This is a genomic window from Aeromonas sp. RU39B (assembly GCF_900156095.1).
In the GTDB taxonomy this organism is placed as follows: Bacteria; Pseudomonadota; Gammaproteobacteria; order Enterobacterales; family Aeromonadaceae; genus Aeromonas.
Genome location: NZ_FTMJ01000005.1, coordinates 29,553 through 41,252 on the forward strand (window position 1 = coordinate 29,553; position 11,700 = coordinate 41,252).

Annotated in this window: 13 protein-coding genes; all 13 read left to right on the forward strand. The window is 56.3% G+C overall.

Annotation, left to right across the window (positions count from 1 at the left end):
* The first annotated feature begins 21 nt into the window (after window positions 1–21).
* The 13 genes from BW958_RS09000 to BW958_RS09060 all read left to right on the forward strand — a co-directional run bounded on the left by BW958_RS09000 (window position 22) and on the right by BW958_RS09060 (window position 11,656).
* A complete protein-coding gene (locus BW958_RS09000) occupies window positions 22–1,239 on the forward strand; it encodes a N4-gp56 family major capsid protein (protein ID WP_076575409.1) in 1,218 nt (405 codons plus the stop codon).
* A gap of 58 nt (window positions 1,240–1,297) precedes the next feature.
* Window positions 1,298–1,687: a hypothetical protein gene (locus BW958_RS09005; RefSeq protein ID WP_076575410.1), complete on the forward strand. Its 390-nt coding sequence runs from the start codon at window positions 1,298–1,300 to the stop codon at window positions 1,685–1,687.
* Window positions 1,688–1,743: 56 nt separating this feature from the next.
* Window positions 1,744–2,187: a hypothetical protein gene (locus tag BW958_RS09010; RefSeq protein WP_076575411.1), complete on the forward strand. Its 444-nt coding sequence runs from the start codon at window positions 1,744–1,746 to the stop codon at window positions 2,185–2,187.
* 41 nt (window positions 2,188–2,228) lie between these two features.
* Entirely contained in the window at window positions 2,229–2,816 is a 588-nt protein-coding gene (locus BW958_RS09015) for a hypothetical protein (protein ID WP_256701943.1), read from the forward strand.
* Between the two features lie 8 nt (window positions 2,817–2,824).
* Window positions 2,825–3,487 (forward strand): phage adaptor protein, encoded by a 663-nt coding sequence (locus tag BW958_RS09020; RefSeq protein ID WP_076575413.1) that lies wholly within the window; start codon window positions 2,825–2,827, stop codon window positions 3,485–3,487.
* A gap of 2 nt (window positions 3,488–3,489) precedes the next feature.
* Complete coding sequence (locus BW958_RS09025) at window positions 3,490–5,430, forward strand: prophage tail fiber N-terminal domain-containing protein (RefSeq protein ID WP_076575414.1); 1,941 nt, start codon at window positions 3,490–3,492, stop codon at window positions 5,428–5,430.
* 101 nt (window positions 5,431–5,531) lie between these two features.
* Complete coding sequence (locus tag BW958_RS09030) at window positions 5,532–7,148, forward strand: hypothetical protein (RefSeq protein WP_256701944.1); 1,617 nt, start codon at window positions 5,532–5,534, stop codon at window positions 7,146–7,148.
* Window positions 7,145–8,431, forward strand: a complete 1,287-nt coding sequence (locus BW958_RS09035; protein ID WP_076575415.1) for a phage tail protein — start codon at window positions 7,145–7,147, stop codon at window positions 8,429–8,431. The genes BW958_RS09030 and BW958_RS09035 overlap by 4 nt, the downstream gene beginning before the upstream one ends.
* Window positions 8,432–8,448: 17 nt before the next feature.
* Window positions 8,449–8,784 carry a hypothetical protein gene (locus BW958_RS09040; protein ID WP_076575416.1) on the forward strand — a complete coding sequence of 112 codons (336 nt, stop codon included), beginning with the start codon at window positions 8,449–8,451 and terminating at the stop codon, window positions 8,782–8,784.
* Window positions 8,785–8,792: 8 nt separating this feature from the next.
* Window positions 8,793–9,467 (forward strand): hypothetical protein, encoded by a 675-nt coding sequence (locus BW958_RS09045; protein ID WP_256701945.1) that lies wholly within the window; start codon window positions 8,793–8,795, stop codon window positions 9,465–9,467.
* Window positions 9,468–9,839 carry a hypothetical protein gene (locus tag BW958_RS09050; RefSeq protein ID WP_076575417.1) on the forward strand — a complete coding sequence of 124 codons (372 nt, stop codon included), beginning with the start codon at window positions 9,468–9,470 and terminating at the stop codon, window positions 9,837–9,839.
* Window positions 9,839–10,096 (forward strand): bacteriocin, encoded by a 258-nt coding sequence (locus tag BW958_RS09055; protein ID WP_076575418.1) that lies wholly within the window; start codon window positions 9,839–9,841, stop codon window positions 10,094–10,096. Before BW958_RS09050 ends, BW958_RS09055 begins: the two co-directional genes overlap by 1 nt.
* A 9-nt stretch (window positions 10,097–10,105) precedes the next feature.
* Window positions 10,106–11,656 (forward strand): hypothetical protein, encoded by a 1,551-nt coding sequence (locus BW958_RS09060; protein ID WP_076575419.1) that lies wholly within the window; start codon window positions 10,106–10,108, stop codon window positions 11,654–11,656.
* Window positions 11,657–11,700: the final 44 nt, after the last annotated feature.

Here is an 11,700-nt window from a genome sequence, read left to right on the forward strand (position 1 = left end):
CTTTTTGTGCAGGAGAGGATCATGACCCAAGTAACCTCTGCGCAGGCCAACAAGGTCCTGCAGGCGGCGCTCTTTACCGAAGCGATGCGCGCCAATTCCCTCGTCAACATGCTGACCGAAGAGGCGCCGAAGGGCGTCAAGGTCAATGGTGGTAAACAAACCTCGGCTGGTGCGCCTGTAGTGCGAGTTACCGACCTGGCCAAACAGGCTGGTGATGAAGTTGAAATGCAGATCTTCCATCAGCTCTCTGGCCGCCCGACCATGGGTGACCGCAAGATTACTGGCCGCCTGGAAAGCCTGTCTCAGGCTAGCTTCAGCCTCAAGATCAACCAAACTCGTCACGGCGTGGACGCCGGTGGCAAGATGAGCCAGAAGCGCACCAAGCATGATCTGCGCGCAACTGCTCGTACTCTGCTGGCTGATGGCTACTACGGCCGACTGGTCGATCAGCGCGCCATGGTGCAGCTGGCCGGTGCCCGTGGCGACTTTTCCGCGCCAGATATCATCCTACCGCTGGCGGATGATCCTGAGTTCAGCGACATCCTGATCAACCCGGTCACTGCACCGACCTACGATCGCCACTTCTTTGGGGGTGATGCCACCAGTTTTGGCAGTCTCGACAGCGCCGACAAGTTCGGTCTAGGCGCGGTGGATAATCTGGCTCTGTTTATCAGCGAAATGGCTTCGCCCATTCAGCCGATCCGCATGGTGTCTGACCCGAGCGGCGGCGAGCCGCTGTATGTCCTCTATGTTAGTCCTCGCCAGTGGCATGACTTCTACACCTCCAGCTCCGCCAAGGACTGGCAGGCGATGGTCACGGCCGCGCTCGAGCGCAGTAAGGGCTGGAATCACCCCATTTTCAAGGGCGAATCGGCCATGTGGCGCGGCATCTTGATTAAGCAATACAAGGGTATGCCGATCCGCTTCAATCAGGGTTCAACGGTGGATGTTTGCACGTCCAACAGTGCCACCGGTGTCACCACCCAGGTGACTGCAGCAACGACCATTGACCGCGCCGTGCTGCTGGGTGGTCAGGCGTTGGCCAATGCGTTTGGCTCTGGCGCAGAAGGTGGCGCTTTCAACATGCACGAAGAGAAAACCGACCACGAGAACAGCACCGAGCTGTCCATCAGCTGGATCGGCGGCCTCGAGAAGATCCGCTTCGCCGGCAAGGACGGCATGCTGCAGGATCACGGCGTGATCGCTCTGGATACCGCAGTGAGCCTGGTAACCCGCTAACCAATGGGCGCCCTTGTCTGGGGCGCCACATCTCGTTTTCACAATAGGAATCTCAATCATGGCCAAAAAAACCTTGGTTAAAACCCTGCGCCGTTGGTTCGTCGGAGCCTTTGGTAATCTCTCTGTTTCCCCGACCATGGTAGCCACTTTATCTGCAACGCCGGCAGATGACGTGGTGGCATTTGGTGACCCCGTCGAGCCGAACTTGAAGGTTATCGGGGCTACCCTGACTACCACCGCGCTCGGAGCCAGTACCACGCTTACTGTGAAGGTGGGTGATAAGACCATCATCAATGCACAGAACACGGTTGCGGCCGTCAATGCCTATGTTCCTGTTGATGATCTGGTGACTAACGAAGGGCAGGAAATCACATTGACTGTTGGTGGTGGGGCAGCAACGGGAACAGCCAAGCTCAAACTGCACTATGAAGTGCTTGGCAATCTGTAACTGTCCGAGCCCCGGTTTATCCGGGGCGTTTTCTTATCCCTATCAGAGAGACTGCCATGACAGACAAAATCGCCGTGGTCTATATCGGGCCCAAAGAGGTTAAGCGCGATACCCTGACCGGCTCGCGCCTGTTGTTCCCACGTTTGCAGCCGGTGGATGTGGAATGCGCTATTGCCCAGATCCTGTTGGACCATCCAACCGTGTGGGTACGTGCCGAAAACCTCGCCGAAGTGAAAGCTCAGGCGCAGAAAGCTGCTGAGGAAGCTGCAGAGCAAGTACGCTTTAAGGCGGAAGCCGATGCCGCTGCAGCAGAGGCCGCATGCATGGTGGTGGGCGATGTTGACCTTGCCAAGCTCACTTCTGCGAAGCTGGCCACGCTGGTTGAACGTGAAGATCTGGGACTGCAGCAAGACGCGACAGAAAAGGTGGATGACTTCCGTATTCGCGTGCGTGACGCCTTGCGTGCCAAGCAAGCTGCTGCAGAAGAGGGCGCCGAGTAATGGCCGCTGTGATGGATAGCCGTTTAAGCAACTTAGATCCAATGATTGCGCTAGTCCGCCAGCGCGTTTCCGGTCCGCTTGATAGCCAAATCACAAAGGCGCTGGTGAGTGCCGCGATTGATTTCTGCAAGCGCAGCGCACTGGTTCACATGGAGCGTACCTTCGATGTTGTTTACGAAGGGCAAACTGTGAGCTTTGCCAAGGCGTCCAGCATCAACCGGCAAGCGCGCCAGCAGGTCACTGAACCTCAGGTCACCGGCTCGGTTATCCATCGCATTACCGCGGGAAGCAACGACCTGCAACGTGGAGTGGATTATCACGTCCAGTCGGCCGAGTCGATCCGGTTTCTGTCTGAATTCAATGATGTGCGCATTATCGGCGCCATTGAGCCACTACCCACCGCCACGCTAATCCCGACTGCCATTATCGAAGACTACGCTGAGGCGCTGGCAGACGGCGCAACCGCTATCTTGCAACTGCAGCCCGGCAAACCCTGGACCAATCCCGACGCTGCTGGAGCCAGGAAGATGGCATTCAACGATGCCGTTCGTGACGCCTACCGCTTCCGTGTTGAGCACACTCCCAACGCTGAGCCGTACAACCCGGTTCGGCGCCGATCCTTCTGCTAGAGGGCCGCATGAGCACCACCATAAAATCCATTCTGGATACGGTATCACGTGAGTTGACCGACCAGGCGCGGACCAGTTGGACACTGGCTGACTTGGTTGGTTACTACAATAGCGCCATTGCCGCCATCGCCAACTATCGGCCAGATCTGTTTGCTGAGACTGTGGCGCATATCAGTGCGGCGGGAACCCGGCAAACGCTGCCGTCAGGTGCCATCAAGCTCATCGAGGTGGAGCGTAACACTGGCGGCCGCAAGATCCGCTTTATCGAGCGTGGTCACTTGGATGACCAAGATCCCGAATGGATGACCGGCACCGGAAACGCTGCGGCCGAAGCTTATAGCCATGAAGTGGCGAACCCTAAAGTGTTCTGGCTTTACCCAGGCGTAGCGGATGGTGTGAGTGTGGACGTGGTGCAAAGCTCGCTGCCGGCGCAGGTCACTGAGCAAACGGTAACCGCTGGCGCCATTGCTCAAGTGGATGACACATGGCTCACCCCACTTATGGATTGGATTATCTACCGCGCTTACATGCGCGATTCTGACGACACCGCCAACTCTGCTCGGGGCCAACTCCATCTACAGGCCTTTGCCCAATATCTCGGGGTAAAAATCGAGACAGACAGCGCCATCGCTGCCCTTCGTGATAACAAGTTCCAAAATAACCAGGGGTGATCATGATCCGCATTCACGGCACGATGACTGACCCGTCTGGGCGCCCAGTTACCGGCGCCATGATTGAACTGAGAGCGCTCAATAGTACCAGTGACGTGCTGGTCGATTCGGTGCTGACGGTTAAGTGTGATGAGTCGGGAAATTACGATTTCCAACTCGGTAACGGCGCTTATGACGTTTATGCCCAGAACGACTACCAAGGCGACATGGATTACCTGGGCAGTGGCATGGTGTCGGCATCCAGCATTGATGGTGCTCTGTTTAACATCCTTGTTGATGGGGGGCGAGATATCACCCCCCCGTTTGTAGAAGTTGCCCAAGAAGCAGCAAATAGAGCGTCGGTATCGGCTGCGGCAGCAGCTAGCGACCGGGAACAGACTGGTGTTGACGCTCGTACTAGTTCAGAGATGGCTACGACAGCCACAACCAAAGCAGGGGAAGCTGCCATATCGGAACGTGAAGCCAAGGCGGCGCGGGACAGTATAGTGAACGATGTTGCCGATGTACGGCAGAAGGCGGTTGCCGTGGAGTCAGCAAGGCAGGAAGTGGTTAGTAACACCGCCACCGTCAGCGCTAATACCACAACAGCAAGCACGTTCGCGGCAGAAGCAGCACGAGATGCAGCCACCGCACTGGAGTCCAAGATTGTCGTTAAGGCAGCAGCCGATAAAGCCGAAACGTTGAAGGCCGCTGTCGAGGCCATACGAGATAATGTTAACGGATACGTCAGCACGGCCACTGCAGCAGCAGACACAGCCAGCCAGAAAGCCGCTAGCGCAGCGCAAAGCGAGGCGACCGCATCTAGCGCAGCGACAAGGGCAGAGCAAGCCGCTCAGATCGTCGCCGGCGCACTCATTGATGCCGGCCCTTATGACGCATCCACTGGCGTACTACCGTCACCCATTCAAGTAGCTGGTGCTAACAAATCCTGTATCTGGAAGGTGACGGGGGCCGGCACTACAGGTGGCATTGAGCTTGGTGTGGGCGACTCGCTGGTATACACCACCCATGGATCATCTTATTACAAAATTGATAACTCGGAGTCGGTAACCAGCATCAATGGCCGGAAAGGTATTGTGGTTGTCTCTGCAGAGATGGTGGGCGCTGACCCAGAGGGGACTGCTGCAGATTTAATTCAGCAGCATGAGGCCAGGAGCGCTGCACACACCGTGTCTGGCGTGGGTGGATTGCAGGAGTTACTCGACTCAAAGCTTGATGCTTTGGGTAATGCAGCATCAGCTTCGAAATTATACACAGCTCGAAAAATTACTGTGGGGGCTGTCGAGAAGACATTTGATGGCTCGAATAACGTCTCGTTTTCCTTGATCGAGATAGGGGCTGCACCAGCGTCACATACACATGATGATTATGTAACCGGTGGCCAGTTGGCGTCGGCTGTGGATAGTGCGGTTGCTGGCATAAAGAACAACTTGTTCCCCGTTGGCCATGTACTTATCACGATTAACCGTAGCGACCCCAGTTCATACGGATATCCCGGGGCCTGGAGCTTGGTTGAGGACGATACCGCTCTACATGGTGTGGCGTCTGGAGCAGGCACCATAGTGGGATCAAATACTCCCCAGGTTCCTGTCGTTTCACATAGCCACACTTTTAACGTTACATCAGGATCCACATCTGACAGCCATACGCATAATTTCAGCGCAACGACATCAAGTGCCGGAGCTCATACACACACGTTATCATCCGCTAATGGTGCTGGTTCAGGAAGTGGATTGGCACACAATACCGGAGATGTGAATACGGTAAGAACCACGTCCAGCGCGGGTGCTCATGCACACACTGTTTCGGGGACGACCAGTGCCAGCGGTTCTTCACATTCACACAGTGTTGCCGGTTCTACGGACACATCAGGAACGGTCAATGCGACGATAGATGTGCGTGGCAAGCGCTTACAGGTGTATATCTGGAAACGGGTTGAGTAGCGTTGTTCGTTGCGGGCCATGATTGAGCTTTATTACAGCCGGCGTTAGGATTTTCCCATAATGGCCCTGCTCTAACGAGTGGGGCTTCTTGTTTGCTCAAGGTGACCATCTTGCAAATCGACATTGTAACCATGCGCGGCGCGGTGCCTCGCGTGGCGGACCATCTATTGCCTGATGAAGCTGCTACGTTAGCGCAAGATTGCCACTTTGACCGCGGCACGCTGGAGCCACTGAAAACAGACAAGGCGATAGGGCATACCTTGCCCATTACCCCAAAGACCTTGCTGCACTACACAGGAGACTTTTGGTTTGCCTGGGGGGAGGCTGTTGAAGTGATACGGTCTCCGATAGCCCAGGATCAGTATGGAAGGGTGTACTGGACGGATGGTTATTTCCCGAAGCTGACCTATAACGCCATTGCAACCAGCGGAGCCAGCAAGCCGACAGAGTGGTTTCGCCTTGGCATTCCGGCGCCAGGGTTGGGGCCAAACCTTGTATCTATCACCCCACCGACTGGAGAGGCTGATGATACTGCCACTGATGACGAGACTCGTTACTACGTTGAGACCTATGTGTCTGGCTTGGGCGAAGAGGGGGCCCCGGGGCCTGCCAGTGGCAAAATCACCATTCCCATCCCAGATTCCACGCTGGTTATCGGCTTGTCACCAGCGCCGACCAACGATAGCAACATTACTCATCGCCGACTGTACCGCTCTGTATCAGGCGGTGGGGTTTCTGATTATCTGCTGGTCGCTGAGTTGCCGATTGCTACAACTACCTTCACTGACTCGCGCAAGGAAGGTGAGCTTGGTCCGGTGCTTGAAACCTACGATTACGCCATGCCGCCCAGTGGCTTGCGTGGATTGTGTCAGATGGCCAACGGCATTTGCGCCGGCTTTGCTGGCAACTCGGTATATTTCTCAGAGCCATACCTGCCCTATGCCTGGCCGGAAAAGTATCGCACTACCACCGAGCACGACATCGTCGCGGTGGCCGCTATCGATACAGCGCTGATTGTAGGCACCAAGGGTTACCCATATCTGATCCAGGGCGCCTCACCCAGTTCGATGACTGCTCAAAAGCTCAGCCACCTGCAGCAAGCTTGCATCAGTGCGCGCTCGATGGTGGCACTCGATGGCCTAGTGCTATATGCCTCGCCAGATGGATTGGTGGGGATCGGCGGAGATGGTGGAAGCGTGGTGACAGAAAGCCTGATCACCCGCGAGCAGTGGCAAGCCCTGACGCCAGCGACGCTGCGCGCCTGGTATCACGAAGGCAAGTACATCGGCTTGACCGACACGCACGCTTTCGTATTTGACCCGAAATCTGGCGATTTCCGTCAACTGACTAACCGTTGGGACTCCGCCTATCTGGACATGGAGCTGGATGCCTTAGTGATCGCCAAAGGTACGGAGCTTTACCACTGGCGCGGTGCAGAGATTTTGCTGCCCATGGTGTGGCGCTCCAAGGTATTCCTGATGCCGCCCGGCAGCCGCTTGAGCTGTGCCCGCGTGACAAGTGACAACCTCGAGCAGTTAGGTTTCATCCTGATAGTGGATGGCGTCAACGTGATGAATCTGCCGATCGGCAGAGTGCCGCGTGGAGGGTTTCGCTTGCCAGCGGTGCGTGGTCGTCGCTGGCAAGTGGAGGTCCATGGTGCAGGTGGGGTGGAACGTATCACCTTGGGTAGTAGCATGGCCGAGGTGAGCGCAGTATGAGCAAAGAGACCTTCCGCGCCAGTGGGACGACTCAGGGACTGACCGAGAATATGCAGATCCTGACAGGCCAGCGCGGTGACCGGTTGGACAAGGCACTGACCTTGCGCAGTGCAGCTGAGCTGGGGCTGATTGGCTTAAAGCGCAACAACTCCGGGACTGTCATTCCGGTTGCGCCGGAGTCAGGCTCAGATAGTGATCCGACTTGGAAGGATGTTCAAAATCCTCACGCGCCGGTCAACGCCGCAGTAACCGGCGCGTTTCATACCATTACGCTGACATGGGATGCACCCACATATCGCGGGCACTCGTTCGCAGAGGTGTTGCGCTCTGAGGTGGATAACCCATCGACCGCCGTGCGTATCGGCACCACACTGGCGAACGTTTACTCCGACGCCGTGGGTAGGGGATTCACGGCTTTTTACTGGGTGCGCTTCGTCAACAAGAACGGCATGGTTGGACCCATCAATGCCAGTGCTGGCCTGCGCGCATCTACCAGTGCTGATGTGGATGAAATCATTGCGTCTGCCACGAACTTCGCCATTTACAACCCAGCCAAACCGACCGAAAAAGAAATCATCTTCGGCGTTACTGACGAGGGCAAGGTGGCAATCCGTGAGGCGGTTATCAAAGCCGCCACCATTCAGATCCTCCAGGCTGAGAAGATAACGGCAGACTACGTTCGCGCCGGCGTCAGCATCAGCGCGCCGTTAATCACTGGCGGATCCTTTGATATGGGCAATGCCTATATGCAGGATGGCGCTGGGGGATTCGGGCTTGGTGGCCCTTATAGCGCCTGGGCTAAGGGCTGGTACACACTGATTACCGCGGACGGTTACATCTACACTAACCGGCTGCGAGCCGAGGGCGGTTATGTGAAGAACATGACCATCGACAATTGCATTATCAATGAAAACTGCGAAGTTCGCGGGACTCTCTATGCCGAAAAAATAGTCGGTGATGTGGCTAAGACGCTGTCAACAATGACCCCAAATAGCACATTGAGCTTTCCTGAATTTAAGAGAGCAAGAAAGTTAGTTGCTTGGTTTCCATGGGTCAGAACAACGGATGATGGTGGTTGGCATACAGTCAGATTAACCATAAACGGGCTGACATATACGACACAACGGTATGTGAATAGCGGTATAAGTGAGGATTTTGGTGGTTTTTGCGTCGAGATATCCCTACCGGCCAACCAAGTAGGAACGGTGTCGTTTGCATTGCGCTCTGATGCCGGAAGCATGTCAGTTATTGGTCCACTCGTCGCTACAGCGTTTATTCAGTGAAACACTTACGCAGAATCATGGCCGATATCGGTGATCCGAATATCCCGGCTCAACTTCAAGACGCCATCCGTAACCGGGTGGCGTTTTTATTTCTGCGTGGCGGTGATGGGTTTGTCTTGAGGCCTGTTATCGAGGATGGGGTAGGTGGGGTCATTGTGTGGATTGGCTGGGGAAGTGGTGGGGCGCCATCTAGGCATTTGCCGGAAGTAAAACATCTGGCTCGGATGATTGGCGCAAGGTGGCTGCGCTTTCACTCTGCACGACAAGGTTTTTTGCGCACAGCTCCCAAAATGGGGTTTGTGAGGCTACCGGATGATCAAGACGGTTTGATGGTTTTTCAGCTGGTTCTGTGAGGTGAGTAATGGGCAAGAGCGGCGGCTCAAACGAAGTAAAGGAAACAGAAGCGCAGCGCGCGCAGTCCGAGGTGGCTCAGAGGCAGTGGCAGCTCTACAAAACAGACTTGCAGCAGTATGAAGACATCTTCATGGATAAGGTTGACGAGCTTAATAACGGGAGCGAATACGACAAACTGGCCGGCACGGCTGCGCTGGGGACGGCGCAAAGCTTTGGCTCAGCCAGGCAAGGACTGGCTGACAATCTGGCGGCATCAGGTGTTGACCCAACCAGTGGGCGATATCAGGAGGCTATGAAGGATCTCGAAACGGATCAAGCGCTCAGTCAGACCGACACCACAAACCGAGCGCAGTCCAGCCAGCAGGATAAGTACGTGGCGGGTTTGCAGGATGTGGCATCGATCGGTCAGGGGCAAAAGGCCGAAGCGCTGCAAGGTTACAGCGATCTGGCATCAAGCAGCCTTAACAAGGCCGCCGTGAATGCTCAGACCGCGCTGGCTAACAAGGGCGCCACCCAAGGGGCGGTAGGCGCGGTTGCCGGCGCCGGGCTGGCGTATGGGTTGAACAACTATGCCTCGAGCGCGGTACAAGCCAATGGCACCAGTTACCTCGACAGTACCAGGACGCTTACGCAGAACCAGACCTATAACCCGGGTGTAAGCACATATTTTGGAGGTCGCTAAATGGGCAAGGCAGCAGACACCTACGGTCAGATTACCCGGGAGCAGTATCAGGACTGGCTCACCCGCTTCTATCCGAAGCAGAAGCAACTGATGGAATTGGCAACCGATGAATCGTTGATGCGCGATCAGCTCGGCCGCGTCGATGCTAACAGTGCCAATGCTCTGGCGTCAGCCCAGCAGGCAACCGCAAACCGCAATGCGCGCATGGGGGTGGCGTCAACGAGCACGGATAACACCCAGGGGTTGCGCTCTGCGCTGATGACGGCGGGCAGTGAGAACGCGATCCGTGATCAAGAAAAGACAAGGCAACTGAACATTCTAACTGGTGCCGATGCTGGCTTGCGTGAAGCCATTAAAACCGGAGGTGCTTAATGGGCTATGGGTTGATTGATATCGCAGCTAAGAGCCGGCAGCAGGCGCTGCAGGGGCTCTCTGACGCAGCCAAGCTGGATGAGCAGCGTGAGTCCATGAACAAGCAGCTCAAGGCGCAGCAGAAGCAGCAGACCATGACCAACGTGGGTACCGGCGCGGCCGTTGGCGCTATGGCTGGTGCTCAAATGGGCTCTGTCGGCGGTCCGATGGGTGCCGTCATTGGCGCCGGCATCGGCTTTCTTGCCAGTCAATTCTAAGGGGGAATCATGGCGGTGAACGGATTGGCAGACGGTTTTCTTGCCGGATTTTACACCATGAGCAACTACTATCGCGGGCAAAAAGCTGACGAGCGGGCAGACCGTGAGGCTGGCCTGCGTGACGCCATGTGGCAGAACACGCTTGATCAGCAGCAAAAGCAGGATGCCCGCTACACCGACGAGCTCAAGTATGGCCGCGAGCGTGACGCCAAGAACGATGAGCGCCAGGCCAAGATTGATGCTCTCAATGAAAAGAGCACGTTAGCTAGCATCAACAGCGCCAACGCCTCGAGCCGGCGAGCAGACCGTCAATTGGCATTGCAAGAGCAGCAGTACAAGTTGCAGCGAGATCAGGAGGACCGAGCTCGCTTCCAGCAAGAGAACCAGGCTCTATTCCAGACAGGGTACCAAGCGCTGGCCAACGGTGATGAACCACCGGCAGCATTCTGGCAGGCAGCGCAGGATCCGCGTGCTGGGCAGTACAACCCGACCCGCTATATCACCAGCGAGTACGGTGATGCCAGCAAGGCCTTTGTGCAAGGTACCGGAGCGCTGATGCGTGACGCTGAAGCTGGCAAACTCGACTGGCGCAGTGAAGAGGGCGTTAAGCGCATCAACAGTCCGTCCATTCTCAAGTCTACCGGCGTACTCTATCAGGACGAGATCAATACCGGCATTGGCGGCATCGACCCGCAGACCGGCAAGACCATCAAGAGTAAAACGCTCGACAAGATTATGGTGACCGATGACGGCGCCGGCGTGGTGCTCGGCCTCAAGGTGACTTATGACGACGGTTCAACGGCTGAGCGCCCGGTTACACAAAACCGCAGTGCTGATCCCAATGATCATCCAAAAGTTATCCCGTTGTCTGAATTTGTCGGAACTGGCTACAAGCGGGCGCTGCTCTCCAAGCAGATGCAGGAGCGGGCTGGACAGGTGAGTCAGGCGCTGGGACTGAGCGAGGGGCCGGACACCAAGGGATACCGCCAGGCCGTGGTGAAGATTCAGGCTGAGACAAACAAGACCATCGCGGCTATTCAGCGCGACCCCATGGTGGAGAACAAGGAGGAGGCTATTGCCGCTGAGCGCCAATCCGCCAAAGAGCAGATTGATGGCATGCGCGATGTGTTTGGCATCGACCAGCAAAAGAAGAAAGGGGGTGGCAGCCAGCAGGGTGGAGGCGCCAATCTGGCCGCAATGTGGGCTGGCGGAGACCAGAGCCGGCAGGCATTCATTGCCGAAGCCATCCGCAGCGGAGTCGAGTTTACCGACAAGACCAACATGCAGGTACTTGAAGGTGAGTACCGGAAGTGGGTGGCTGGCAAGAATGCCGCCAATACGGCCGACGATCTGCGTGGTGATGGCGCCGCGCAAAAACCGTCATTGGCGCAGGTGCTGCAAAGTAGCAAGGGGCAGCGCAGTGCTGGACTGAGCGATCAGTATCGCCAACCACTCAACCTTGGCGGAGGTAATGTCCAAGCACCAAAGCTCACCAGTGAGTTCAGCCTGCCGCAGAGCGATGCCTATGTGCCGGAGTGGGCGAGGGGTTATGGTAAATAGTCTTGCTCGCACCATAACCCGGCGTTAGCATCTTCCCATCATCG

Excerpts from the sequence above, each read along its gene's own strand:
- BW958_RS09000 (WP_076575409.1), top strand. The coding sequence starts at position 22 with ATGACCCAAGTAACCTCTGCGCAGGCCAACAAGGTCCTGCAGGCGGCG.
- BW958_RS09005 (WP_076575410.1), top strand. The coding sequence starts at position 1,298 with ATGGCCAAAAAAACCTTGGTTAAAACCCTGCGCCGTTGGTTCGTCGGA.
- BW958_RS09010 (WP_076575411.1), top strand. The coding sequence starts at position 1,744 with ATGACAGACAAAATCGCCGTGGTCTATATCGGGCCCAAAGAGGTTAAG.
- BW958_RS09015 (WP_256701943.1), top strand. The coding sequence starts at position 2,229 with ATGATTGCGCTAGTCCGCCAGCGCGTTTCCGGTCCGCTTGATAGCCAA.
- BW958_RS09020 (WP_076575413.1), top strand. The coding sequence starts at position 2,825 with ATGAGCACCACCATAAAATCCATTCTGGATACGGTATCACGTGAGTTG.
- BW958_RS09025 (WP_076575414.1), top strand. The coding sequence starts at position 3,490 with ATGATCCGCATTCACGGCACGATGACTGACCCGTCTGGGCGCCCAGTT.
- BW958_RS09035 (WP_076575415.1), top strand. The coding sequence starts at position 7,145 with ATGAGCAAAGAGACCTTCCGCGCCAGTGGGACGACTCAGGGACTGACC.
- BW958_RS09040 (WP_076575416.1), top strand. The coding sequence starts at position 8,449 with ATGGCCGATATCGGTGATCCGAATATCCCGGCTCAACTTCAAGACGCC.
- BW958_RS09045 (WP_256701945.1), top strand. The coding sequence starts at position 8,793 with ATGGGCAAGAGCGGCGGCTCAAACGAAGTAAAGGAAACAGAAGCGCAG.
- BW958_RS09050 (WP_076575417.1), top strand. The coding sequence starts at position 9,468 with ATGGGCAAGGCAGCAGACACCTACGGTCAGATTACCCGGGAGCAGTAT.
- BW958_RS09055 (WP_076575418.1), top strand. The coding sequence starts at position 9,839 with ATGGGCTATGGGTTGATTGATATCGCAGCTAAGAGCCGGCAGCAGGCG.
- BW958_RS09060 (WP_076575419.1), top strand. The coding sequence starts at position 10,106 with ATGGCGGTGAACGGATTGGCAGACGGTTTTCTTGCCGGATTTTACACC.